This is a genomic window from Sphingobium phenoxybenzoativorans, from assembly GCF_018286635.1.
GTDB classification, from domain to species: Bacteria; Pseudomonadota; Alphaproteobacteria; order Sphingomonadales; family Sphingomonadaceae; genus Sphingobium; species Sphingobium phenoxybenzoativorans.
In genome coordinates this window covers 1,583,008-1,605,894 of the sequence record NZ_CP073910.1, presented here as the reverse complement: position 1 = coordinate 1,605,894, position 22,887 = coordinate 1,583,008, and the positions used below count along the sequence as shown (strand labels likewise).

The 22,887-nt window shown below is 62.5% G+C and carries 24 protein-coding genes and 3 pseudogenes; 9 read left to right on the top strand and 18 right to left on the bottom strand.

What is annotated here, in order from left to right; genetic code table 11:
* Positions 1-17: 17 nt before the first annotated feature.
* The 6 genes from KFK14_RS07765 to KFK14_RS07740 form a co-directional block, all read right to left on the bottom strand.
* Positions 18-1,256: an efflux RND transporter periplasmic adaptor subunit gene (locus tag KFK14_RS07765; protein ID WP_212610466.1), complete on the bottom strand. Its 1,239-nt coding sequence runs from the start codon at positions 1,254-1,256 to the stop codon at positions 18-20.
* Positions 1,253-2,488 carry a TolC family protein gene (locus tag KFK14_RS07760; RefSeq protein ID WP_212610465.1) on the bottom strand — a complete coding sequence of 412 codons (1,236 nt, stop codon included), beginning with the start codon at positions 2,486-2,488 and terminating at the stop codon, positions 1,253-1,255. The genes KFK14_RS07765 and KFK14_RS07760 overlap by 4 nt, the downstream gene beginning before the upstream one ends.
* A gap of 162 nt (positions 2,489-2,650) precedes the next feature.
* Complete coding sequence (locus KFK14_RS07755) at positions 2,651-3,109, bottom strand: hypothetical protein (RefSeq protein ID WP_144901090.1); 459 nt, start codon at positions 3,107-3,109, stop codon at positions 2,651-2,653.
* 65 nt (positions 3,110-3,174) lie between these two features.
* The gene (locus KFK14_RS07750; protein WP_066556655.1) at positions 3,175-3,507 is read right to left on the bottom strand and encodes a hypothetical protein; all 333 of its coding nucleotides are present in this window, start codon (positions 3,505-3,507) and stop codon (positions 3,175-3,177) included.
* A 40-nt stretch (positions 3,508-3,547) separates the two neighbouring features.
* Complete coding sequence (locus KFK14_RS07745) at positions 3,548-3,898, bottom strand: DUF3703 domain-containing protein (protein ID WP_066556653.1); 351 nt, start codon at positions 3,896-3,898, stop codon at positions 3,548-3,550.
* Positions 3,895-4,527 carry a cation efflux transmembrane domain-containing protein gene (locus KFK14_RS07740; RefSeq protein WP_212610464.1) on the bottom strand — a complete coding sequence of 211 codons (633 nt, stop codon included), beginning with the start codon at positions 4,525-4,527 and terminating at the stop codon, positions 3,895-3,897. Before KFK14_RS07740 ends, KFK14_RS07745 begins: the two co-directional genes overlap by 4 nt.
* 69 nt (positions 4,528-4,596) lie before the next feature.
* On the opposite strand from KFK14_RS07740, the gene KFK14_RS07735 reads away from it, so the two are divergent.
* Both KFK14_RS07735 and KFK14_RS07730 read left to right on the top strand, forming a co-directional pair.
* Positions 4,597-5,010, top strand: a complete 414-nt coding sequence (locus tag KFK14_RS07735) for a MerR family transcriptional regulator (protein WP_066556650.1) — start codon at positions 4,597-4,599, stop codon at positions 5,008-5,010.
* Positions 5,007-5,357: a DUF3147 family protein gene (locus tag KFK14_RS07730; protein ID WP_066556635.1), complete on the top strand. Its 351-nt coding sequence runs from the start codon at positions 5,007-5,009 to the stop codon at positions 5,355-5,357. The genes KFK14_RS07735 and KFK14_RS07730 overlap by 4 nt, the downstream gene beginning before the upstream one ends.
* A 216-nt stretch (positions 5,358-5,573) precedes the next feature.
* Here KFK14_RS07730 and KFK14_RS07725 read toward each other — a convergent pair whose 3' ends face one another.
* From KFK14_RS07725 to KFK14_RS07690, 8 genes are all read right to left on the bottom strand, one after another.
* Positions 5,574-6,002, bottom strand: a complete 429-nt coding sequence (locus tag KFK14_RS07725; protein ID WP_066556631.1) for a DUF411 domain-containing protein — start codon at positions 6,000-6,002, stop codon at positions 5,574-5,576.
* A gap of 126 nt (positions 6,003-6,128) precedes the next feature.
* Complete coding sequence (locus KFK14_RS07720; protein ID WP_212610463.1) at positions 6,129-6,329, bottom strand: hypothetical protein; 201 nt, start codon at positions 6,327-6,329, stop codon at positions 6,129-6,131.
* On the bottom strand, positions 6,326-6,682 hold the full coding sequence (locus KFK14_RS07715) for a hypothetical protein (protein WP_144901092.1): 357 nt from the start codon (positions 6,680-6,682) through the stop codon (positions 6,326-6,328). The genes KFK14_RS07720 and KFK14_RS07715 overlap by 4 nt, the downstream gene beginning before the upstream one ends.
* Positions 6,683-6,748: 66 nt before the next feature.
* The gene (locus tag KFK14_RS07710; protein ID WP_212610462.1) at positions 6,749-7,804 is read right to left on the bottom strand and encodes a copper resistance protein B; all 1,056 of its coding nucleotides are present in this window, start codon (positions 7,802-7,804) and stop codon (positions 6,749-6,751) included.
* Positions 7,801-9,555: a copper resistance system multicopper oxidase gene (locus KFK14_RS07705; protein WP_066556623.1), complete on the bottom strand. Its 1,755-nt coding sequence runs from the start codon at positions 9,553-9,555 to the stop codon at positions 7,801-7,803. Before KFK14_RS07705 ends, KFK14_RS07710 begins: the two co-directional genes overlap by 4 nt.
* Positions 9,556-9,616: 61 nt before the next feature.
* Positions 9,617-10,186 (bottom strand): RNA polymerase sigma factor, encoded by a 570-nt coding sequence (locus KFK14_RS07700; RefSeq protein WP_066556621.1) that lies wholly within the window; start codon positions 10,184-10,186, stop codon positions 9,617-9,619.
* On the bottom strand, positions 10,183-10,623 hold the full coding sequence (locus tag KFK14_RS07695; protein WP_066556618.1) for a periplasmic heavy metal sensor: 441 nt from the start codon (positions 10,621-10,623) through the stop codon (positions 10,183-10,185). The genes KFK14_RS07700 and KFK14_RS07695 overlap by 4 nt, the downstream gene beginning before the upstream one ends.
* Positions 10,620-10,898, bottom strand: a complete 279-nt coding sequence (locus KFK14_RS07690) for a hypothetical protein (protein WP_212610461.1) — start codon at positions 10,896-10,898, stop codon at positions 10,620-10,622. The genes KFK14_RS07695 and KFK14_RS07690 overlap by 4 nt, the downstream gene beginning before the upstream one ends.
* A gap of 138 nt (positions 10,899-11,036) precedes the next feature.
* Between KFK14_RS07690 and copC the strand changes: the two genes are divergently transcribed.
* The 6 genes and pseudogenes from copC to KFK14_RS07660 all read left to right on the top strand — a co-directional run.
* A complete protein-coding gene (gene copC / locus KFK14_RS07685) occupies positions 11,037-11,420 on the top strand; it encodes a copper homeostasis periplasmic binding protein CopC (protein ID WP_212610460.1) in 384 nt (127 codons plus the stop codon).
* A gap of 4 nt (positions 11,421-11,424) precedes the next feature.
* Complete coding sequence (gene copD, locus KFK14_RS07680; RefSeq protein ID WP_066556613.1) at positions 11,425-12,357, top strand: copper homeostasis membrane protein CopD; 933 nt, start codon at positions 11,425-11,427, stop codon at positions 12,355-12,357.
* A gap of 64 nt (positions 12,358-12,421) precedes the next feature.
* Positions 12,422-14,767 carry a heavy metal translocating P-type ATPase gene (locus KFK14_RS07675; RefSeq protein ID WP_066556612.1) on the top strand — a complete coding sequence of 782 codons (2,346 nt, stop codon included), beginning with the start codon at positions 12,422-12,424 and terminating at the stop codon, positions 14,765-14,767.
* The gene (locus KFK14_RS07670) at positions 14,764-14,967 is read left to right on the top strand and encodes a DUF2933 domain-containing protein (protein WP_066556611.1); all 204 of its coding nucleotides are present in this window, start codon (positions 14,764-14,766) and stop codon (positions 14,965-14,967) included. Before KFK14_RS07675 ends, KFK14_RS07670 begins: the two co-directional genes overlap by 4 nt.
* The gene (gene cueR, locus KFK14_RS07665) at positions 14,964-15,353 is read left to right on the top strand and encodes a Cu(I)-responsive transcriptional regulator (protein ID WP_011445792.1); all 390 of its coding nucleotides are present in this window, start codon (positions 14,964-14,966) and stop codon (positions 15,351-15,353) included. The genes KFK14_RS07670 and cueR overlap by 4 nt, the downstream gene beginning before the upstream one ends.
* A gap of 737 nt (positions 15,354-16,090) precedes the next feature.
* Positions 16,091-16,842 (top strand): annotated as a pseudogene (locus tag KFK14_RS07660) (IS3 family transposase); the annotation flags it as partial.
* Positions 16,843-16,910: 68 nt separating this feature from the next.
* Here KFK14_RS07660 and istB read toward each other — a convergent pair.
* From istB to KFK14_RS07645, 3 genes and pseudogenes are all read right to left on the bottom strand, one after another.
* Positions 16,911-17,771: an IS21-like element helper ATPase IstB gene (gene istB, locus KFK14_RS07655; protein WP_212608798.1), complete on the bottom strand. Its 861-nt coding sequence runs from the start codon at positions 17,769-17,771 to the stop codon at positions 16,911-16,913.
* Positions 17,768-19,030 (bottom strand): IS21 family transposase, encoded by a 1,263-nt coding sequence (istA, locus tag KFK14_RS07650; RefSeq protein ID WP_127692189.1) that lies wholly within the window; start codon positions 19,028-19,030, stop codon positions 17,768-17,770. Before istA ends, istB begins: the two co-directional genes overlap by 4 nt.
* A 430-nt stretch (positions 19,031-19,460) precedes the next feature.
* Positions 19,461-20,757, bottom strand: a pseudogene (locus KFK14_RS07645) (IS110 family RNA-guided transposase).
* A 153-nt stretch (positions 20,758-20,910) separates the two neighbouring features.
* Here KFK14_RS07645 and KFK14_RS07640 point away from each other — a divergent pair.
* Positions 20,911-21,273 (top strand): annotated as a pseudogene (locus KFK14_RS07640) (integrase core domain-containing protein); the annotation flags it as partial.
* A gap of 322 nt (positions 21,274-21,595) precedes the next feature.
* On the opposite strand, the gene KFK14_RS07635 reads toward KFK14_RS07640, so the two are convergent.
* The gene (locus KFK14_RS07635) at positions 21,596-22,690 is read right to left on the bottom strand and encodes an NAD(P)/FAD-dependent oxidoreductase (RefSeq protein ID WP_212610459.1); all 1,095 of its coding nucleotides are present in this window, start codon (positions 22,688-22,690) and stop codon (positions 21,596-21,598) included.
* Positions 22,691-22,887 lie beyond the last annotated feature (197 nt).

Below are 22,887 nucleotides of genomic sequence, written 5' to 3'. Positions count from 1 at the left end.
GGCGCTATCTCTCCCGCTCAATGATCATGGCTCGCGCCCGACTTCTCGATGTCGGCGCGGATGAGGAAGGAGCCCTTGGCGGCATAAGGCGTGCCCGGCTTGATGCCGCTCAGCACTTCGGTCCACTCGGGCGATGAGCGCCCCAGCTCGAGCATGCGAACTTCGTAGTCCTGGCCGAAATTGGCAAAGACGACCTTGAAGTCGCGGAACGGCTGGATGGCTTCGGTCCGCACGGCCAGTGGCACGGTGACGGCATTCACCACCACCTTGCCGCGCAATGCCATGCCGGCACGGAGCCGCCCCCCCCGATTGGGGACAGAGGTTCGCACCAGCGCCGTTCCGGCCTCGGCATTACCTTCGGGCAAATAGCCCCCGAGCTGGCTGGCCGCGACGGGCGTGCCGTCCATGGCTTCGATTTCTACCCGCATGCCGGGCTGGATCGCCGCCAGATCCTTGGGGAAGATGTTGAAGACGACCGAGGTCTGGGCGGGGTCGGTGATGACATAGAGCGCGCGATCACCGGTCACGTTACCGGGGTTGCCGTTACGCTCGGCGACCACGCCGCTGACGGTCGCATAGACCGGATAGACTTGCAGGCTCTCGCTCGACTCGATGCGCGCCAGCAATTGCCCCCGCTGGACATAGTCGCCCACGGCCTTGGTCACGCTGACGACGCGGCCCGGAAACTGGCCACGGATTTCCGAACGGGCAGATGGGTCGAGTGCGACAGTGCCGAAGAGTTCGCGTGTCTCGCCGATTAACGCCGGACCTGCGGTCAGTATCTCGATGCCGCCCGCCTTGGCCGCCTCTGCCGTGATATGCGTGCGGCCTTCGGGACTGGCGTATTTCCAGACGTGCCGCTTGCCGTTTTCGACCGCGACCACCTCGACGTCGAAGCTGTGGGGTTCCTCGACCACGCCCTGACCGGCAAGGAACTTGCCTTCGGGCTTGAAAGCAAAAGTGTTGACCTCGCCCCCCAGTCGCCGGAGCGTCATGGTCAGCTGCACGGACCCCGGATCGACCGGTTGGCCACCTCGGCTGGCATAGACCCTGAACTGCGGTTCCTGCCCGGTTTCGAACACTGTGACCTCAACGGCAAAATCGCCATCCTTCAGGAGACGCCCGCCGTTGGGGCCTTGCTCGGCTTCGGCCCCCTCCTCGCCATGTTCCGCGGGTGCCGGACCGGAACCACAGGCGGCAAGCGGGAGGGCAAGAGCGAGTGCCGCGATAGCGGCGGTGAAACGGATGTTTTTCATTGTACTTCCTCCCCGGCGACGACGTCGAAGCGTCCGGTCAGCCGGTCGATCTGGGACAGGATGTCGCGGTAGCGGGTCATTGCTTCGACCCACTGCGACTGAACCTCGATGATGGCGTCGGCACCGTCCTGCACATCGCTGAAACGGAAACCGCCGCGATTGTAGCCTTCGCGGACCTGCTGGAGTGTGCGGACCGCCTTGGGATAGACATCCTGCATGATCCCGTCGGCGCGCATCCGGGCGGCATCAGCCTCGGCCCTGAGCGAGGCCAACTGGCGCAGACGGTCAAGGCGGGCCGCTTCGGCCAGCAGTTCGATCCGTTGCCGCTCGGCCTGCGCGCGCTCGATGTTGCCCCGATTGCGGTCGAAACGGCCCAGCGGGATCGAGATCCCGGCCACCAGTGCGACATCGCCCGTCTCGCGCAGATGCCGCACGCCGCCGCTCACCGTGTAATCCTGCACGCCGCGCGTCTGTTCGACCACGACCGCCGCCTGCGCCCGTTCCACCGTGGCAGATGCAAGCGCACTGTCGGCAGCGGCCAACTGGTGCAGGTGATCGTCCGGCTTCTCGATCCCGCGCGGCACCTCGACATCTTCTGCCTTGCCGCCCCAGAACGAGGCCAGCCTCGCGCGGGCGGCATTGCGGCGTGACCGGGCCTCGTCGAGCGCAAGCCGTGCCTGGGCTACGCGAGCTTCGGCGCGGGTTTCGACGAAGAGCGGATCCTTGTAGCCGCGTACCCGGCGCAGCGCTTCGGTCTGCATGGCGCGCTCGGTTTCGAGGCGTCGTTCGGCAAGCCAGACAACTTCTTCGGCGAACTGCAGGTCGATGAATGTGCGTTGCACTGCTTCGGCGAGGTCGAGCCGGGTGAGGCGCGCCGAAGCCTCCGCGACACCGATGTCACGTTCGGCATAGGCGATCCGCGCATCGCGCTTGCCCCCGCGTTCGATGGTCTGGGCATAAGTGACGGTCGTCTCGGCCTGCCGATAGACGTCATAGGCGCCGGTGCCGGCGATGTTTTCGGCTTCGACTGACAGGACGGGATTGGGACGAACATCGGCCTGGCTGCGCCCCGCCCTTGCAGACCGGATGCCTGCCTCCTGGGCCTGGATCGCGGGCGATGCCGCAATGGCGCGGCGGACGGCCTCGTCCAGACTTACGGGTTCCGCACTTGCCGCTATGGGCAAGGCCAGCGCCAAGCCGGCCAATAGGCCGGCGCGCAATGTCAAAGTCATGGGAACACTCCTGAAACGCTTTCAGTTTGCTCGCGCGTGTCTTCGACACGCGGGGCATTCAGGGCACGTCGGGAAAGCCAGCCAATCAGGGAAACCTCGGCACCCCCGACCGGCAAATCACTCATTCGAATGGTTGAAGCCATCAACAATCGGGATGCCATCTTATGCACCGCCGGCATGATGTTCGGTGTCTACAGTCGATCCCGGGCAGACTGTCATGGATATCGGGGTGCTGTCGGGCACCCGTTCATGGTCAACGTGCGAGATTTGGACACTATCGATTGTAGAGGCGGCAATCTGCACCGAACTTGTGAAACGCCACTGCCCCCGGGAACGATATCGGTACTTCTTCCAGTCGCTTTCCTGACAGGCGACCTGCTGGCCTTGCCTCATGAACGCGATGTGAAGATGGCCGCGGCTTCGGGCGAACCAGCGCTTTTGGCGAACGTAGCCACTGACAATCGTGTGGTCGCCTTCAGCCTTTACTTTGACCCAAAGCACATAGACCGATGAATTCGGGTCAATCTGAATGGGGATATCAACACGGGCCGGGCGCGCATCGACGGGGGTAGCGGCCATGAGCGCCGCAGGCGCAATTGCGCCCATAAGCAAGTATCGCATGTGGAAATAATCCTGAAAATACCAGATTCAACGCCGGGCTGCCCGGCGCGCGCAAAGCTGGGATCTCAGGCTGCTGGGGGCTCGGTTGGCGGAGTTGGCATCAGCGAGGCGAGCGCCGCAGCCTTGCTCGGCCAGAGCAACTCTTTGTTTGCGAAGGCCAGCATCGCGCCGTCGCTGCCATCAAATACCGTCGTCATGGGGCAATGGTGATGATGATAGAGTTCCTGCGAGGGATCCGAGGAAGAATCGTCGGAGAAATCTTCGTGGGCGTCAGCATGGTGCGCATCAGCCACAAGAACTGTGGCCTGACCGTGGTCGTCATGGGCAGCGGCAGGCGCATGAAAACCGGCGCAAAGCACCGAGAACAGAATCAGGAACTGGAGAACAATGCCCCTCATCGTTTCCACCTAGCAGAGCAATACAGCAGCAGCAAACGCATCACTTGCACTGTTCCTGGCCCAGAACATGACGAAGCTCCTCTGGGATCGACATGGGCACGAAGGCGCTGACCGATGCTCGACCAGTGTTCCCCAGAGGAATGCGGCCCAGCAGCGCGCCGAGGGGTGCAAGCATCAGACGCAGAACTTGTCCGCGCGCTTCGCGCCATTCGCGCCGGGAAATGGCAAAGATGAGCATGACGGCATGGGCATGGAGGTGGAGCCGCAGGATCTGCTGAGAAAGGATATGCGCGCGTTCCAGATAGTGCCAGGCATCGGCCGCGTCCTGGCCAGCCCTCGCTTGCCGGAAAGCACCGATCTCCGCCCAATATGCGGTTTCGAGCTGCTTCATACCGGAACCCCTCTTGCCGCAAGTTCATATCGAGCCTGCCGAACCACCTGCCATCCACCTTGAAGCCCGAGAAGCGCCATGATGAGCGCGACGACGAGGTCGGGGAGGCCGCTGCCCGTCCACAGCACCACGAAGCCCGCGCCAATCACCAGCAGGTTGTTGATCGCATCGTTGCGCGAGCAGACCCAGACTGATCGCATGTTGGCGTCACCCGACCGGAAACGATAGAGCAGGAGCGCCACCGAGATGTTCGTCACCAGCGCGAAAGCGCCGATGCCTGTCATCGCCCAAGGATCGGGCTGGGTTCCAGCAACAAGGCCCCAGACCGCCGAGACCATCACCCCGAGTGCAAAGGCCAGAATGGTCAGCCCTTTGACCAGCGCGGTCCGCGCCCGCCAGACAAGCGCCATTCCGGCGACGCCAAGGCTGATCGCGTAGTTTGCGGCATCGCCCAGAAAATCGAGCGCGTCAGCCTGTAGCGAGCGGGATCCCGATGCGGCACCCGCGATGATCTCGACGAAAAACATCACGGCATTGACGACGAGCGCGATCCACAACGCCCTGCGCCACGCAGGATCATTGCGCGCGGTGTCGTCACTGCAGGAACTGGCGCAGCAACTGTCCGCCATGGCCGAAACTCCTTGGTTCGTTCGAGTCGGCCCTCTATATGCACCCTGTAGCAACTACAGGGTCAAGCGATGAAAATCGGCGAACTGTCCAGGGCGACCGGCACCAACATCGAGACGATCCGCTATTACGAGCGGATCGGTTTGTTGCCCGAACCGGCCCGGACTGCGGGCAATTATCGCTCCTATGGCGAAGCGCATCGCACGCGGCTCGCTTTCGTCCGTCATTCACGCGAGTTGGGCTTCACCATCGAGGAAGTGCGCTCGCTGCTCGATCTGGCCGACCATCCCGAGCGCGAGTGCTGCGAGGCCGACCGGATCGCCACCCGGCATCTGGCGCAGGTCGAAGAGAAGATCGGCCAACTCGTTACCCTGCGCGACGAACTATCGCGCATTATCGGTCGCTGCCGGGGCGGACTTGCCGCCGATTGTCGCGTGATCGAGGCGCTGGGGGATCACACCATGTGCAACGGAGACCACGAATGATCTATCTGGTCGTCAAAACCGCTATCTCGGCGATCATCATTGTTGTGGTTTCCGAAGTCGCCCGCCGGAGCGCTGGACTTGGCGCATTGCTGGCATCGCTCCCGCTTGTCGCCGTGCTCAGCATGATCTGGCTCTGGCGCGACACTGGCGACGCAGCGCGTACGGCCAGCTATTCGCAAGCCACGTTCTGGTACGTTCTTCCGAGCCTGCCGATCTTCCTGCTGATCCCGGTTCTGCTCAAGCGCGGCTTCGCGTTCTGGCCCGCACTCGCGGCCGGCTGCGCTCTCACCATCGTCCTGTACGTCGGCATGGCGGCGCTACTCGCTCGTTGGGATGTTCGGCTGTGAAAGCGCCTCTCCGAATTGCGTGGTACGTCCGAGCGGGCTGGCTTGGGCGAAGGACGACTGCAGGCGCGGCCTTCATCGCGATCAAGGCGAAAACGCCCCCGCTCCAAACGTAACACAACTCGCGGAAGCATCTTGCCCCGCTCTCATTCGATTTGCCCGGATGTGCTCCGGGTTTCGCGGGAGCGGAGATTAAGACGCTCGCTTTTAATGCGACGACTAATGCTGTGCGTATACGCTGGTGCGCGCGGCCCCGAAGGCAATGACGTTATACCGTTGCGCGCGAACACCCGGCACCTCCATGCCCGGCGATCCGATGGGCATTCCCGCAACTGCAAGCCCACGAACACCTTTCGGGCGGCTCGCCAGTACGCGGCGCATGTCCGCAATAGGAACGTGTCCCTCGAAGGCGATCCCGTCCACGATCGCGGTGTGGCATGACACCAGGTTTGCGGGAAGACCCACCTGCCGCTGGAACGCGGTACGGTTCGCGTCATCGACGATTCGCACATTTCTGCCGAAGGCCTGCCGAACCCGCGCAGCCCATTGTTCGCAGCAGCCACACCCCGGATCGCGATGCATCAGGATGTCGCCTGCCGCTAGCGCGGGGGTCGAAAACAGCGCCAGTGCCAAAACGAGCTTTCGCATATGTGATCTCCTTATCCGCGGGTGGCCGCTGAACCGCTCCGGTGTAAACTAAGGTCCAGTCCGCATTTGCCAGTACTCACATGGCAATACGCGGAGGGTAGCGGACCACCCTCCGCGCACCATTGCTTACTTGTGATCCATGCCGCTCATGTCGTGACCAGCATGCTCACCAGCCTGCTCGCCATGCTCCTTGCAGCAGGCCATTTGGCCGAGCTCGTCCTTCTTGCAGCAACAGCACGACTTCTCTGGCGTCGGTCCAGGCTCGGCTGCAAACGCGGCTGTAGAAAGCGAGAGCACCAGGGCGCCCAGAAGATACTTGGATTTCATGTGTATTCTCCAGATAAGATTGAAACGGATCGGGAAACCGGCTGGCGCGGGGGCGGTGTCGGTGGCTCGGACTTCAATCCGGACAGGCTTTGGGGCGCCCGGATCTCCGGGCCGATCCAGTCCCATCGTATGGCATTCAGATTGGTGCCGATGGCAGGCGCAGCAAAGAGGCACGCATGACAGACCCGCGCCACGTCCGGTGCGCCATGATGATGTGAGCGGTCGCCGCTTCCCGGCATGTCGCCGCATTCCATGTTAGCAGTCTGCATCGAAGCCGCTGCCGGGGCGGCACAAAGCGGTCCTGCGCCGAACGCCAATGCTAGCGCAACAATGAGAGCGACGACCGATTTCATAGCATCAAGTCCTGCTCCCTTGCGACCCGTCGGTCCAGCCAAAGTCTTTGTGCATTGCCATCAGAATCAGAACCAGACCCTGACGCCAGCGACAAAACTGACCGCATCTGGATCTTCTCCTGCGAGCCGTGCCAAACGCGCGGTGTCACCCGCCTTCCGGCTCCATTCCACGCCAACATAGGGCGCGAGCTCGCGTCGGATCTCATAGCGCAAGCGCGCACCCAGTTCGAAGTCGGTGAGTCCCGATCCCACCCCGATCACGGGCATGTCCTGAGCGGAGAAATTAAGTTCCGCTCGAGGCTGGAAGATCAGGCGCTGGGTGATCCGCTCATCGTAGCTTCCCTCAAGGCGAGCCCGGATGTCACCCTTGTCGGAGAGGAACATCTGCCCCGTCAAATGGAACCAGTAAGGCGCGATTCCCTCTACCCCGAGCACGGCATAAGTCCGCGAGGGATTGGGCACTATATCGTGCCGCAAGCCGACATGGGCATTCCAGAACGGCGAGATGGCACGTGAATAGAGTGCCTGGATTTCCAGATCCTCGATCGGCTCGCCGAATGCGCCCTCGCCCTCTGTTTTGATCAGGAGGCGCTCGACGTCACCGCCGAACCAGGCCTCGCCTGCCCAACGATAACCGTCCCTACCCTTGCGCGCCTGGAATTCGGCGAGATCGAAGAGCACCATCGACCCGCTGAAGGCTCCATTCTCTCGCCGTAAAGCTTCGCGCGCGCGCGCCATCTCAGCGGGATCGAACACGGTATCCGCGGCATGGTCGCCTGGCGGCGCAGGGGCGGGAGCAGTTCCGATAGCCGGATCACCCTCGGACATGCCCGTCATGGCATTCATATCATGGCCGGAGTGATCGATGGCTTCAGGCCGTGGCGGACCGGCTGGCTTAGGCTCGGCAGCGTGTCCGGCATGGGGATCGACTGCGACAGGCGCGGGAACTGCAGCTTCGGGCTGACTATGGCCGGAATGGTCCATTGCAGCCGGCGCTACCTCGCCTCGAGCAACTGTGCCGGGCGCATCCTTCATTTCCATGCCTGGCATGGAGGATTGGGCCACCGCAAAGCCGGGCGTTGCCAACAAGACAGCAGCGCTGATGAGAAGGGTCGCCTTCATGCCGCGTCCTCCTCATGGCGCACGGTCACGACCCGGAACATCCCCGACATCATATGCAGCAGCATGTGACAGTGGAATGCCCAGTCGCCGAGCTCATCGGCAGTCAGATCGAACGAGACCCTGCCGCCGGGCAGGACGTTGACCGTGTGTTTCAGCGGATGATGGCCGGGACTCCCAGTAACCAGTTCGAAGAAGTGTCCGTGCAAGTGAATCGGATGGGGCATCATGGTGTCGTTAATGAGATTGATGCGCACCCGCTCCATGTGGCGGAACGGGATTGGCTCCGTATTTTCGCTGAACTTCTCGCCGTCGAAGGACCACATGTAGCGCTCCATGTTGGCGGTCAGGTGCAGATCGATCTCGCGTGACGGCGTGCGCTTGTCTGGATTGGGCGCGAGCGATTTGAGGTCGCGGTAGGTCAGCACCCGGTGCCCGACCTTCTCAAGACCGGTCGGACGTTCGCCCGTGCGGTCCATGGGCATTGGCGAAAGCGTCGCAACGCCTGGTCCCATTTTGACCTGCGGCGCGACCGCGGGATCGCGCATCTTCATCGAGCCGTGATCCATCCCGGGCATGGCGTGGCCCATGGCTGCGTGATCAGCTGTACTCGCATCGGCACCGGGTGCAGCCATATCGCCCATGCCCATGTCCTTCATGGTGAGCAGCGGACGTTCGCGGATTGGCGGAATCGGCGCGACCATGCCGAGGCGCGGAGCAAGCGTCGCGCGCACCTGACCGGAGCGATCGATGGCCTCGGCAATGAAGCCATAGGCCTCGTCGGCCCTGGGTTCGACGATCACGTCATAGGTCTCCGCGATGCCGATCTGGAATTCGTCGGTCTCGACCGGCTGCACGTTTTGCCCATCTGCGGCGACCACCGTCATCGCGAGACCCGGAATCCGGACATTGAAATTCGTCATAGCGGCTGCATTGATGATGCGCAGGCGCACCCGCTCGCCAGGTGCGAACAGTCCGGTCCAGTTCGCGGCACTGTCATGGCCGTTGACCATGAAATGATAGGTTGCGCCGGTGACGTCGGAAATGTCGGTCGGGTCCATCCGCATCCCGGCCCATATGCGGCGTTCGGAGGCCGACTGGTCCTTGCCCGCGAGCAGGCCTGAAAGGGTCTGCTTCTGCATGTTGAAGTAGCCAGGCTGCGCCTTCAGCTTCCGCAGCTGGGTATGCGGATGCATGAAGCTCCAGTCGGCGAGCATGATTACATGTTCACGGTCATAGGCGACCGGATCGGGCGCGGCGGGATCGATGACGATCGCGCCATACATGCCCATCGCTTCCTGCATGCCGGAGTGGCTGTGATACCAATAGGTGCCAGACTGCTTGACGGGGAACTCGTACACGAAGGTCTGGCCGACCTTGATCCCCGGAAAGCTCACCCCCGGCACGCCGTCCATCTGGAAGGGCACGAGCAGCCCGTGCCAATGAATTGAGGTTTCCTCGTTCAGCGTGTTGTTCACCGCGAGGCGAACCTTCTGGCCCTCCTTTAACCGGATGACCGGGCCCGGTGTCGCACCGTTGATGCCGATGGCATGCCCATCACGTCCGCCGACCCGGAGCGAGGCATGACCGATGGATAGTGCGATTTGCTCCCCGGACACCACGGACATCGGGCCTGCGAGGCCAGGAGTTCCACTGCGCGCCCACGCGGGGAGCGCTGCCGAAAGCGCGAGGCCCCCGCCCCCCAAAGCAGCCGAACGAATGAGGGTACGGCGATCGAGCGCAAAAGAATGCATGAGTGGTATCCGGTAAGATTGACGGCTTCATCGTCCTTTACGCAGCCGCTTTCCCTAGCCCTCAGATCTGGTCGCCAATCATCGCCTTTAATTTCGCCCTGGCCCGGTAGAGGCGGGTCTCGACCGTCTTCTCGCTGACACCGAGCACCTCGGCAGCTTCGGCCTGGCCGAGGCCATCGATCGTGCGGAGGACCAGGGCCTCGCGCAGACGGGATGGCAAGCGGGATATGGCAGTGGTCACGCGCGCCAGCTCGGCCCGGTCTGCCGCTTGCACATCGGCGGGAATGGCATCGTCTGAAACATCGAAAGCCATCTCGAGCGGCACTGCGCGCGTGAAGAAGGCGCGCACCTTGCGCCTTCGTCCCCAGTCCCGGCACTTGTTGAGCGCAATGTGCTTGAGCCATGCCAGAAACGGTCGCCCATGGTCGTAACGCCCAAGGGCCGAGAACGCGGCAATGAAGGTTTCCTGGGTGACGTCGATGGCCTCGTGCGGATCGCCGACTGACGCTCGCACCAAGCGAAACACAGCGTCACGGTGGCGCGCCAGCAATTCGCGATAAGCGTCCTGCCGGCCCGCGAGCGCCAGAGCCGCGAGCTCGCCGTCGCTCCCCTCGGACAGCGGAAGGCTCACCGCACTTCTGGGGTAAGGGCTCTGGTAACCGACCTGTCGAATTTGGCCGCCTGATCAGGCCTCAGGACGGCGCGCATGGCAAAGAGATGCTCAAGCGTTTCCTTCTGCATTTCACCCATGACCTTGTGGGTGTGGTCGATGGCGGTGGTGACTTGCGGACCATAGCCGTGCTCCAATTCCATCGCTTCGGCCAGATGGGCATTGGCGGCCCGCATCTCGAGTTCGAGCGCCTTGCGGCGTGTGGCAAAACGCTGCTCGATTGCCTCGATCTTTGCTTCCTGTGCGGCATCGAGTTCGAGCTCGCTGTGCAGCAAGGCGTGGAGTTCGGTCTCGCTCTGCCTTTCCGGTGCGAACAGGACGCGGCCAGCATAAGTGCCGCCCAGCGCCGCTGCAAATGCGACAAGCGCGATCAGGATCAGCCGCGTGGTCCAATTCACGGGTGGACATCCAGCAAGGTCGAAGGTGCGAGGGGATTGTCAGGCGCAAAGGGAGAGATGGGCTGAGCCGTGGCGGGTTCGCTGCCCGCTAGTCCGCCACCGGCTACGCCGACCACCAGCGCCAGGGCTGCGGCAAAACCCATCAGCCGCGACCCAGCCGCAGCCTCACGGCGGCTCGCAGCCAGTCCGGCAAGCACAGCATCGTCGATAGTCGCCAGCCCCGAAGGAGCCGGAAGTGTGCCCAGGCGGCGGAGCGCCTGATCAAGGTCGGACATGGTGGGTCTCCCGAGGTCTTGTGATCCTATACGCAGCCATATCCCCGATCCCTCAGAAAAATTGAACCAGCCCAATTTGAGGGATGCTGTTCCGGGCCGCGTATCTCAACCTGATAGCCATTTCCAAGGAGATAACTGATGCGTTTGCCCAGCCTTGCCTTTGCCGTTGCGACTCTGGGGCTCATCGTGCCGCAGGTTGCCAGCGCGCATACGCAACTCGTGTCTTCGACCCCGACAGCCAATGCCACGGTCGCAGCGCCGACAAAGGTCGAACTGCGCTTCAATGAGGCCGTGATCGGCGCAACGGCAAGGGCCGAGATCGCAATGACCGGAATGCCGGGTATGGCAAACCATGCGCCGATGCCGATCACGGGTTTCACCGCCCGGCTCGGCAATGACAGGAAATCGATGACTTTGCTGCTCCGTCGGCCGCTGGCCAGCGGGACTTACCGCGTGACCTGGAGCGCGGCCGGAGCCGACACACATCGCATGGGCGGCAACTTCAGCTTCACCGTGCGCTGAAGACATGGACAACCTGCCTGTCATCGCCATCCGGTTCGCGCTTTACGCCGATCTGATGGTGCTGGCAGGTGTGACGGCCTTCACGCTTTACGCGCTGAAACCCGAGGAGCGAGGCACTGCCTTGCTGCCGCTGGCCAAACCTGCCCTCATCCTTTCGCTGCTCGGACTGCTGCTGTCTGGCGCCGGCATGATTGCGCTTGTCGCAGCCATGATGGGGACAAGCCTCTGGGCAGCCGATGCCTCGGTCATCGGGGAAATCGTCACACAGAGCGCCATTGGCAGCGCCTGGGTCGTGCGTATGGTGGCAGTTGCAATTGCCTTGGTTGCCGCCCTCGCGCTTGGCCGAAGCCCACACCTTGCAAGATACTGGCTGCTTGCTTCGACGGCGGTGGCTATCGCCACGCTGGTCTGGACGGGCCATGCCGGCGCAACCGAAGGGTGGACCGGAACTCTCCACCGGCTGAGCGACATCGTCCACATGCTGGCGGCGGCTGTTTGGATCGGCGGAATTGCCGCGTTCGCCTGGCTGCTCTTTCAGCCAATGGCGCACCAATCCGATGCGCAGATCAGGATAGCGCATCGGGCTCTTGAACAATTTTCGCGGGTTGGGACGCTTGCGGTCGGGTTGATCGTTCTCACGGGCCTCATCAACAGCCTGAGCCTGATGGGCTTGCCTCATCCGGACACCTTGTTCGCTTCGCGCTACGGAAAACTCCTGCTCATCAAGCTCGGACTGTTCGCTGCCATGCTGGTGTTGGCGAGTGCCAACTGTTGGCGCCTAACGCCCACACTAGGTGCAGCAATCGAACAAGACGACCTCGCCCACGCGTTACGCGGTCTTCGGCAAAGCCTGGTTCTGGAGTCGTCTGCTGCCCTTACGATCCTCGCCTTGGTGGCCTGGCTGGGTACGCTGGAGCTTGCCATCGCGAAAGGATGAATTACTGCTTGACCCTGACATGATGTCAGGGTTGATGAAGCTGGCGACCAGAGGAGCATGAGGCATGACCGAGTCGCAACACAACCACGCGCATTGCGCCCATTCCGGACCGGAAACCCCGGGAACGGCTATCGACCCCGTTTGCGGAATGAGCGTCGACCCGGCGACCACGCCGCATGTCACGACCCACGGCGGCGTCCATCACTACTTTTGCAGCGCTGCCTGTCTAACCAAGTTCAGGGCTGATCCAGAGCGCTATATGAGCGATGCGCCGCGCCCGACAGAACCGGTGCCAGAAGGCGCGATCTGGACCTGCCCGATGCATCCGGAGGTCCAGCAGTCCGGGCCGGGAAGCTGCCCGATCTGCGGCATGGCCTTGGAACCGATGACGCCGACGCTCAACGATGGACCGTCGCCCGAATATGCCGACATGAAGCGGCGCTTTGTAATCGGCCTCATCCTCGCTTTGCCGGTGGTTGCACTCGAAATGGGCGGGCATCTGACTGGACTGCGCCATTATCTGGATGGAAACATCGCCAACCTGATCCAGATGGTTCTGGCGACGCCGGTGGTCCTGTGGGCGGGTTGGCCATTTTTCGAACGCGGCTGGGCCTCGGTGAAAAGCGGTCACCTCAACATGTTCACCCTGATCGCAATGGGAACGGGCGTCGCCTGGATCTACAGCATGGCGGCGACGCTCGCGCCCGGCATTTTCCCGGCCGCGTTTCGCGCAATAGACGGCTCAGTCGCGGTCTATTTCGAGGCAGCGGCGGTCATTACCGTGCTGGTCTTGCTTGGCCAACTGCTTGAACTGCGTGCCCGGGAAACAACCAGCGGTGCGATCCGCGCATTGCTCGACCTTTCGCCCAAGCTCGCCCGCCGGGTTCGTCCCGATGGTAGTGACGAGGAGATCACACTCGACCAGGTTCTGGTCGGCGACACGCTACGCGTTCGCCCTGGCGAGAAAGTTCCGGTTGATGGCGTGGTGCTGGAGGGCCGCGGCACCGTCGATGAATCGATGGTGACTGGCGAGTCCATGCCGGTGACCAAGGAGGCATCGTCGAAGCTGATCGGTGGCACGATAAACCAGACCGGCGGCCTCGTGATGCGCGCCGAGAAGATCGGGCGCGATACCATGCTGGCGCGCATCGTCCAGATGGTAGCAGAAGCCCAGCGCAGTCGTGCGCCGATCCAGCGGCTTGCCGACACCGTGTCGGGCTGGTTCGTGCCGGCGGTGATCGCGGTCTCAGCGATCGCGTTCGTCGTCTGGTCCCTGGTCGGCCCATCGCCGGCAATGGGCTATGGCCTGATTGCCGCGGTGGCCGTGCTGATCATCGCCTGCCCCTGTGCGCTTGGCCTCGCAACCCCGATGTCGATCATGGTGGGGGTCGGACGCGGTGCCCAGGCCGGTATTCTCATCAAGAATGCCGAGGCGCTCGAACGCATGGAGAAGGTCGATACGCTTGTCGTGGACAAGACCGGCACGCTTACGGAAGGCAAGCCTGCGGTGGTCGCCATTGAGACGGCCGAGGGGTTCGACAGCCGCGAGGTGTTGCGCCTTGCCGCCAGCCTCGAACGCAGCAGCGAGCATCCGCTGGCTCTCGCCATTGTCAGGGATGCCGAAGCCAAAGGACTGGCAATCAGCGAACCGGGCGACGTCGATCAGCCAGTCGGCAAAGGCATCACCGGAATCGTCGATGGACATCGGCTTGTTGCTGGCAATGCCCGCTTTCTTGAGGAGCAAGGGATCTCGACTGCCCAACTGGCGCAACGTGCCGACGCCCTGCGCGCTGACGGGGCGACCGCAATTTTCCTTGGCATCGATGGCCGTGTTGCGGGTGCTATCGGCATTGCCGATCCGGTTAAGCAGACTACGCCTGGCGCGCTCAAGGCACTGGCCGAAGCGGGCATCCATGTCATCATGTTGACCGGAGACAACCGCGTCACGGCAGACGCCATCGCCCGGCGCCTTGGTATCGACGACATCGAAGCCGATGTCCTGCCCGACCAGAAGAGCGCGATCGTGAAGCGCTTGAGGGACGAAGGCAGGATCGTGGCGATGGCAGGCGACGGTGTGAACGACGCCCCTGCGCTTGCCGCTGCCGATGTCGGCATCGCCATGGGCACCGGCACAGACGTTGCGATTGAAAGCGCAGGGATCACCCTGCTCAAGGGCGATTTGACGGGGATAGCGCGTGCCCGGCACCTCAGTCATGCAACCATGACCAACATCCGGCAGAACCTGTTCTTCGCCTTTGCCTACAACGTCGCTGGTATCCCGGTGGCTGCAGGCGCGCTCTACCCACTGTTCGGCATCATGCTTTCACCGATCATCGCAGCGGCGGCAATGGCGCTTTCCTCGGTCAGCGTCATCGGTAATTCGCTGCGTCTCAGGAGGATTGCGCTATGAGCCTTTCCAGCAAGCGCGCGTGGTTGCTGGCCGCGGCATCGGGCGCGCTGATCGCCGCTTTCCTGCTCTATCCGGAACACCGGCAGCACTTCTTCGGGCTGATCCCTTACGCATTCCTGTTCGCCTGCCCGCTGCTGCACTTCTTCCATGGCGGCCACCACCAAGGACGCTACCCGAAGTTCGGCGAACAGCGGCCATGAACATCGGACAGGCATCGAAGACCACTGGCGTGTCGGAGCGGATGATCCGGCACTATGAGCGCGTAGGGTTGATGCCGCCCCCTGACCGACGCGACAATGGTTACAGGGATTATTCGCCGCAATCGATCGAGCGCCTGCGCTTCATTGCCAACGCCCGCGGCCTTGGCTTCTCGCTTGAGGAGATCACCACTCTCCTCGGCCTATGGGACAACCGCGAGCGGACGAGCAGTGAAGTGAAGGCCGTTGCCCTGGCACATGCCGATGACCTTGGTCGCAAGGCCGCAGCACTTGAAGCCATGCGGCGCGCCTTGCTGGAACTGGCCGAAGGGTGCAGCGGCGACAGCAGACCCGATTGTCCGATCCTCGACGGGATCGCAGTCAGTTGACCAGATCCTCTGGACACCTGCACATCGATGCGGTCGCTCGCGAACACATCCGGACGGAAAGATTGCTCTTAATCAGCGGGTCCTTGGTTCGAGCCCAAGTGCGTCCACCATTTTCACCCACATTTTCAATTAGATAGTACTCTCGCCGCAAGGCGGGCGCCTGTTAGCTTTGCGCGCTAGGTAGCTCTCTAGGTAGCAGCAAAAATTACGCGCATTGTCTGCCGGGCGTACGCTTATGCGATAGCTTGTCGGATAACCTTGGCGTGGGGACGCCAATGGGATCATGCGGGCGGTAGTGGAGGAGGGATCTATCTAGCTCACGTACTTATCTGATTATATGTCATTTTATTGTTTGAATCTCGAAAAATACCCCCAACGGTACCCCTTATTTTCATTGCGATGAAGCGCCTCAAAATGAAGGCGAATTGAGCATCTGAGCCTGTCTTTTGCCGAAAATTACCCTCCGCCGACGGGTAAGTCTCTGATTTAAGTCATCGACGCTTTTGCAAGTCGACAAGATGATCGAAATTGCAGAAATCTCGCTCTTGGCGGAGAACCTGTTCCTGAAGCTCGTCGAGTAGTATCGCGACGATCTGCTCCCATACAACTAGGTCGATACAAACGCCGGGCAAACCGTGTTCGAAATGAGCAACATCGCCAGCGCGGCTTCATCTGACGTGACCCCCTGATTTTCCTCCACGAGCGATTAGAGTCTGGCCTTGAAGGAAGGACAGACAATGAAGCGAACGAGGTTTTCAGAAGAGCAGATTATCGGGGTTCTGAAGGAAGCGGAGGCGGGTGCGAAGACCGCCGACCTTGCCCGGCGACATGGAGTGTCGGAAGCGACGATCTACAACTGGAAGTCGAAGTATGGGGGGCTGGAGGTGTCCGAGGCCCGGCGGCTGAAGGAGCTAGAGAGCGAGAACGCGAAGCTCAAGCGGCTGCTGGCCGATGCGATGCTCGACCAGGCCGCATTGAAGGATCTCTTGGCAAAAAAGTTCTGACGCCCGCCGCGCAGCGGGAAGCTGTGGCTCATCTCCAGGCTTGCCACGAGATGAGCGAGCGGCGGGCGTGCCGTGTCATCGATGCCGATCGCAAGAGCGTGCGTTACCGTTCCACGCGGGACGATGATGCCGGTCTGCGTGAGAAGCTGCGCGAGCTGGCGAACCGGCGTCGCCGGTTCGGCTATCGCCGTTTGCATATCCTGCTGCGCCGGGAGGGCGTGATGATCAACCGCAAAAAGACCCAGCGGCTTTACCAGGAGGAAGGACTGGCAGTCAGGCGACGACGCAGCCGCAGGAGAGCCGTGGGGACCAGAGCGCCTGCTCCGGTGCTGGCGTTGCCGAACCAGCGCTGGAGCCTGGACTTCGTGCACGACCAGATGGCGTCGGGTCGCCGCTTCCGTGTGCTCAATGTGGTCGATGACGTGACGCGGGAGTGCCTGGCAGCGGTGCCCGATACCTCGATCTCGGGCCGCCGTTGTCAACGGGCACCGAAGATTCCGCAAAAGTGGGCATCTAAAATTCCCTAGTTTGGCGGGAGGGTTGGTGTCGGTGATCAGCCGTGATGGAGATCGGGCTTTTCCTTTGCTGGCGGGCGGCCGCGCCGTTTCGGCAAGGGCGGTGGGTTGATGGACGGTGCCATGCGCGCATGCTCGGGCAGCAGGTCGGCGTGCTGTCGCATGCGATAGCTGGAGCCCTCGATCTGGACGACCACAGCGTGGTGAAGAAGGCGGTCGAGCAGCGCGGTGGCCACCACCGGATCGCCAAAGACATCACCCCATTCGGCGAAGCCGCGGTTGGATGTCAGGATCATGGCACCCTTTTCGTATCGGGCGTTGACGAGCTGGAAGAAGAGATTGCCGCCGCCGGGCGTGACGGGAAGATACCCGATCTCGTCGACGACGAGCAGGGAGGATCGGCATAGGAAGCGGATCTTCTCGCGCAACGTGCCCTCGCGTTCAGCCTTGGTCAGTGAAGCGATCAGATCGGCGAGCGGGATGAAGTAGACGCTCTTGCCCGCCTTCACGGCCTCGACGGCAAGGGCCGTGGCGATATGGCTTTTCCCGGTACCGGGCGGGCCCAGCAGATGCACCACCTCGGCCCGGTTGATGAAGTCCAGGCCAGCGAGCGCCAGGATGCGGTTCCGGTCGAGCGATGGCTGGAAGGAGAAGTCATATCCGTCCAGCGTCTTGATGATCGGCAGCCTTGCCATGCGCAGGGCTGCCTTGATCCTGCGGTTCTCCCGGAGCGACAGTTCTTCGTTCAGCAATATGTCGATGGCCTCGATGCCATCGATTTTGCCCTGCTCTATGCCGCGCAGGGTGGCGTCGAGCATCTCCAGGGCGCGTGGCATTTTGAGATGGACCAGGCTGCGGCGGATATTATCGACGCGGGATGCGGCACCCCCATGGTTCATGGCCGTTCTCCCCGCGCCAGTTGGCTGCCGATCGCTTGATAGATGGCCAGGGAGCGCACGGTGACATGCTCGCCTACACGACCGATGGCGATTACCTCTTTGCCATGGATACGGCGCTTGGCGCCGCTGCTGCCTGTCCGGTGCGCAGGATCGATCCTGTACTGCCGGCGCCCCTCAAGAACCGGGTGCTCGGCAATGACCTGGCCCAGGTCTACGATCCGGATCTTGTCGGGCAACTGCTGGATTTCGACGACGCGCCGGGTGCGATCGGGAACGCTGTAGTAATTGCCGCCGACCGAGACCATCCCATCGTGGCTGACGCGGCGCTCCAGCTTCAGAACAGCGTCAAAGCGGCCCGCCGGGAGCAGCTGCAACTCAGGCTGCTCGGCGGCGAAGGCTTCAGCAATAATCCGCTGCGTCGTGCCGTGGACACGGACGTTGGCGACGGTATCGAGCCAGTCGATCAGCTGGACATTGAGATCGTCCAGATTGCGGAAGCTCCGGCCCAGGAAGAAGTCCTTGCGGATATAGCTGAATGGCCGCTCGACCTTTCCCTTGGTCTTGGCCCGATAGGGACGGCAGGCGCGCGGCACGAAGCGATAATGCCCGGCCAGAGCCAGCAATGATCGATTGTAGATGATGTGGCCCTGATCATCTTCCCCGGTCACAGCGGTTTTCATGCGATCGTAGAGGATCTCGATCGGGACGCCGCCGAGCGCTTCAAAGGCCTGCATATGACAGCGCAACAGGCTTTGGAGATCCTGATGCATGACGTAGCGCGCAAACAGGAAGCGCGAATGTCCCAGCACCAGGCTGAACAGCCAGACGATCCGGCTGACGCCGGGCTCATCGGTAAATTCGACGACGAACCGGGCAAAGTCGACCTGTGCCTGCACGCCAGGCGGCGTCTCGAACCGAACCTCAAAGGGCTTAGGCCCGTTTTCCGGCCGGATCGCTGCCAGGAACCGCTTTACCGCGGTATAGGCGCCCATATATCCCAGCTCACGGATTTCCCGCGTCAGGCGCGCCGCAGTCAGATCGGGAAAGGCCGTCACTCGCTCACGCAAAAATTCCAGATAGGGTGCCAGTTTGTTCGGTCGACCCAGCATGCGAGGGCCGTAAACCGGGGCCTCGATGCCCCGTTCGATATATTTTCGGATGGTCTTGGGATCGCGACCAGTGCGTCGGGCAATGGCGGATATCGATACACCCTGCCGATGTAGTTCGAGGATCATCATCAATTCTCCAAGTCGGATCATCGGCCCCGTCTCCGCGTCTGCAAAGGAGATGAGGACAATGTCGGCTCATCTCATTCTGCCGGGGCTAGCCCCGGCAGAATGAGATGAAGGGGCCACCAACTAGGGAATTTTCAAAGCCCACTTTTGCGGAGAATTGCACGACCGATGACAGCCGTGTCGTGCGTGAACTCACCGCTCTGATCGAACGACGCGGCAAGCCCGGTATGATCGTCAGCGACAACGTCCTAGGTCGGGAAGCAGCTGTGGGACAAGGCCAGCAGGTCTCGTTGCGCCGATCATGACCGGCGCAAATGTCTTTTTGATCCAGATGGCTTCCATCGTCAAGGAATGCGCTCTCGGCCATAGCAAACACAGGATCCAGCGGCCGCATCGGTCGTGGTCCTAACCGTCCTTAAAATGAGATGCGGATGCCAGATGGAAGGCCCGAACATTATCTACAGGGTCGCAGTTGCGCCCTCACGGCACAGCAGAGAGGGGTCCTTCCATCTGGTGTCCGCCCGTTCGAGGAACGGGCGGTACTCGGTTCCCGTCTTGATGACGGCGTGCGCGACGCGCGCCATCTTGGCGGTGAGTGCAGTCATTGCCTTGCGGCGGCGATCGGGGTCGTTGGCGTGTCCTTCCATGTATCGGCCCAGCTTATCGCGAAAGCTGTTGTCGCGTTGGCGAGCGGCGACTTGTGCGGCCATCCAGAAAGTGCGGCGCAACCGAGCATTACCATACTTGGAAAGCTTGGTCCGACCGCGGAATGTGCCGGACTGGCAGGTGGCCAGATCGAGCCCGCAGAACTTGAGGAACTGGCGATGGTGGGCAAACCGTCGAAGGTCCCCGGCCTCGGCGAGGATGGTCAGCGCGTTGATCGGGCCGATGCCAGGGATCATACGAAGCAGCTGGTAGTCACGGTTCTCGCTGAGCATGGCATGGGCGGCTCGCTCGATCTCGTCACGTTGGCGGATCAGACTGCGCGCTTGCGCGATGACCATGCGAAACATGGCAATCGCCACAGAATCCTCATCGACCGGCAGTGCGACGGATGCGCAGGCGGTCTCGTAAATATCGTTGATTAATCGAGCCTTGGAGACCTTGCGACCGACCAGTGACCACGCCTCGCGCGTGAATGCTTCCTGGCCAAGCGCTGTCATGCTCCCGGGCGTCGGAAACCGCTCGAGCAAGGCAAGAAACCAATCAGACCTGCTGTTGCCGGCGAAGCGCTCGATCTCTGGGAAGTAGAGCGGCAGGTAATGGGTCAGGATCCGGTGCCAGGTCTGGGTCTTGGCTTTGGAGATGGCCTCGTGTGTCTTCGACATCTCCTGCAGATCGTTAATCCCGGCGGCAAGCGGATCGACGTAGCGCTGGGTGGCGCCAATCCGCAGCATATGCAGGATCACCTGCGCGTCCTTGGAGTCGTTCTTGTCCCAGCCATTATGTAGAGCCTCTCGGGTCCGGGCCAAGGCTACGGACGAGATCAGGCGCAGCTCGAAACCTGCTGTGAGCAAGCGGTGCGCCAAGGTGCGGTGATAGTTACCGGTCGCCTCGAAGCCGACGACAATCGGTCTGCCAATATCAGCCAGAACGGACGCAAGGCGGTCGTAATCGGTCTTCGTCGCCATCACTGTCATACGCCGTCGCCGCCCGCCCTCCGGGCGTTCGATGAGGACCTCCTGGCGGTGCTTGGACATATCGATGGCTACCAGCACGGCATCGGCGGGTGTAGAACTGAGCTTGGTCATGGTCGGTCTGCCTCCAAAGTGTTGAGTCGACAACTTCACTTTAGAGACCTGATGACCGGTCATGACCGCCTTGATGAAGCCTGCGGGCGCTACGCGCCCTTGTCTCCATCAAGGCGAGCGCTGCCTTCGAGAGGCAGCTTCCCAATGTGCTATGGCACCGAGCTCACCAGCAACGCGGTGCTGGCATGGTGCGGAGAGCTCGGCGTGGAGTGGCATTACATTGCGCCGGGGCGGCCGATGCAGAACGGCTATGCCGAGAGCTTCAACGGACGCATGCGCGACGAGCTGCTCAACGAGACGTTGTTCATGAGCCTGGCCCATGCCCGGGTCGAGATCGCGACCTGGGTGGAGGACTACAACCGCGAGAGGCCGCACTCATCCCTTGGATACGCGACACCAGCGGCGTTCGCCGCCGAACTGGATAAGCAATGGCCTACTTCGCTGCGCCCTACGGGCTCCGCTACGCAGCCCATTGCTTCAACCGCGCTGATGCGCAAAACAACCGCCGGGCTCTAATCCCAGCTGGAGGAAAGCTGGGGGTCACGTCACATCGCCGAAATTACATCGCCAAACCCACCACGGCTGCTCCACCGCTACGTGGGGATTTTTACCGCTTACTGCTTAGCGTCACTTTTTGCAAGAAAGGTACGAGGATCCCGGCCTGCAGTTCGCCGTGGCGATCCTGGTGGTGCTGGTGCCCGACAGCTACAATCGGGCTGAGTTTCGCCCGGCGGGTCAGCATCCTGATTGGGATGGCGCTACTGGAGTCGGTGCTGCTGGCCTGGCACGCGATCACACCGCGACGCCCCCCGCTGGCAGGGGCGTCGACAGGGGGAACTTATCCGAACCGATCAGGCAGGTACCGCTGCGGATCAACATCATCCGCGCCTGCCCCGAGCAGCAGCTTCGCTCCGAGGGCGGCAGCAGCAGGAGCGGTCTGGATGCCGAAGCCGCCTTGTCCGGCAAACCAGAAGAAGCCGGTCTGCCGCAGATCGAAGCCGTAGACCGGCAGACGGTCGGGCGCGAAACTGCGCAAGCCGGCCCAGCGGTGCTCGACCCGTTCGACCGTCCAGTCCACCACGTCGCCCAGACGTTCGAGGGCCAAGGCGACGTCGAGCTCCTCAGGCACCACGTCACAGGGCAGGCTCGGCGTCTCGTCGTGCGGGCTGAGCCACAGCCGTCCGGCATCGGGCTTAAAGTAGAACCGCTCCGCCACGTCGAGCACCAGCGGTAGCGCGGCCGGCACCACGGGTGCGACCCGCACTTGCGCGATCGTGCGGCGCAGCGGAGCGATGCCGAGCGGCGCTGCGCCGGCCAGCAGCGCGATCGGATCGGCCCACGCGCCAGCCGCATTCACCAGCACGTCGCAGCGCACTGTGCGACCATCCTCCAGTGTCAATCGCCAGTTGGCTTCCACGCGATGCGCGGCAGCCAAGCGCGCATCGCACCACAGCTGCGCGCCGTCCGATCGCATCTGTGCCAAATAGTGCTGGTGGAGCCCAGCAACGTCGATGTCGCAGCAACTCGGCTCCAGCGCTCCGAGCGTCCAACAGGGTTTCAGACCGGGGACCTGCGCCTCCAGCCCGCCGCGATCGAGCAATCGCATCTCGATGCCCAGCGCAGAATACGTCTGCGCGAAAGCCTCGACCTCGCGCGCCTGGTTTGCGGTGCCGATGGTGAGCGCCATGCGCGACGTCAAGAAGCCCAACGCCGCCAGCGTCGGCCCCGAGGCGCTGGTGAGCGGCTGGGCATCCGGCCCACCATAGCTCTCGGTCCAGAATGCGGCCGAGCGACCGGTGGTGTGGTAACCGGGACGATCCTCCGCCTCCAGCACCAGCACCCGTGCTTGTCCCGCCAGCGCCGCCGCGAGCGAGGCACCGGCCATCCCTGCCCCGACCACGACGATGTCGAACGTTTCGTGCGCAGCGCTCATCGGGTGACGCTATCGACGAACCGCGCGATCGCCGTCATCGCCCGCTCGCGCACCTCCGTGGATTCCCGCAGGCTCTCATGCCGAGCCTCCTCGCCAAAACGACCAGCTCAGCATGCGGGATGCGCTCGGCGGCGCCGCGGATCGCGCGCCAGGAGACCAGCCGATCGGCGCTGGTGCCCAGGATCCGCCCGGGCAAG

Coding starts and splice junctions, on each gene's coding strand:
- istB (WP_212608798.1), bottom strand. CDS start 17,771: ATGAACCATGGGGGTGCCGCATCCCGCGTCGATAATATCCGCCGCAGC.
- KFK14_RS07760 (WP_212610465.1), bottom strand. CDS start 2,488: ATGACTTTGACATTGCGCGCCGGCCTATTGGCCGGCTTGGCGCTGGCC.
- KFK14_RS07635 (WP_212610459.1), bottom strand. CDS start 22,690: ATGAGCGCTGCGCACGAAACGTTCGACATCGTCGTGGTCGGGGCAGGG.
- KFK14_RS07670 (WP_066556611.1), top strand. CDS start 14,764: ATGAGCCTTTCCAGCAAGCGCGCGTGGTTGCTGGCCGCGGCATCGGGC.
- KFK14_RS07750 (WP_066556655.1), bottom strand. CDS start 3,507: ATGAGGGGCATTGTTCTCCAGTTCCTGATTCTGTTCTCGGTGCTTTGC.
- KFK14_RS07720 (WP_212610463.1), bottom strand. CDS start 6,329: ATGAAATCCAAGTATCTTCTGGGCGCCCTGGTGCTCTCGCTTTCTACA.
- copD (WP_066556613.1), top strand. CDS start 11,425: ATGGACAACCTGCCTGTCATCGCCATCCGGTTCGCGCTTTACGCCGAT.
- KFK14_RS07755 (WP_144901090.1), bottom strand. CDS start 3,109: ATGCGATACTTGCTTATGGGCGCAATTGCGCCTGCGGCGCTCATGGCC.
- KFK14_RS07725 (WP_066556631.1), bottom strand. CDS start 6,002: ATGCGAAAGCTCGTTTTGGCACTGGCGCTGTTTTCGACCCCCGCGCTA.
- KFK14_RS07710 (WP_212610462.1), bottom strand. CDS start 7,804: ATGAAGGCGACCCTTCTCATCAGCGCTGCTGTCTTGTTGGCAACGCCC.
- KFK14_RS07765 (WP_212610466.1), bottom strand. CDS start 1,256: ATGAAAAACATCCGTTTCACCGCCGCTATCGCGGCACTCGCTCTTGCC.
- KFK14_RS07735 (WP_066556650.1), top strand. CDS start 4,597: ATGAAAATCGGCGAACTGTCCAGGGCGACCGGCACCAACATCGAGACG.
- KFK14_RS07715 (WP_144901092.1), bottom strand. CDS start 6,682: ATGAAATCGGTCGTCGCTCTCATTGTTGCGCTAGCATTGGCGTTCGGC.
- cueR (WP_011445792.1), top strand. CDS start 14,964: ATGAACATCGGACAGGCATCGAAGACCACTGGCGTGTCGGAGCGGATG.
- KFK14_RS07690 (WP_212610461.1), bottom strand. CDS start 10,898: ATGTCCGACCTTGATCAGGCGCTCCGCCGCCTGGGCACACTTCCGGCT.
- copC (WP_212610460.1), top strand. CDS start 11,037: ATGCGTTTGCCCAGCCTTGCCTTTGCCGTTGCGACTCTGGGGCTCATC.
- istA (WP_127692189.1), bottom strand. CDS start 19,030: ATGATCCGACTTGGAGAATTGATGATGATCCTCGAACTACATCGGCAG.
- KFK14_RS07740 (WP_212610464.1), bottom strand. CDS start 4,527: ATGGCGGACAGTTGCTGCGCCAGTTCCTGCAGTGACGACACCGCGCGC.
- KFK14_RS07675 (WP_066556612.1), top strand. CDS start 12,422: ATGACCGAGTCGCAACACAACCACGCGCATTGCGCCCATTCCGGACCG.
- KFK14_RS07705 (WP_066556623.1), bottom strand. CDS start 9,555: ATGCATTCTTTTGCGCTCGATCGCCGTACCCTCATTCGTTCGGCTGCT.
- KFK14_RS07745 (WP_066556653.1), bottom strand. CDS start 3,898: ATGAAGCAGCTCGAAACCGCATATTGGGCGGAGATCGGTGCTTTCCGG.
- KFK14_RS07730 (WP_066556635.1), top strand. CDS start 5,007: ATGATCTATCTGGTCGTCAAAACCGCTATCTCGGCGATCATCATTGTT.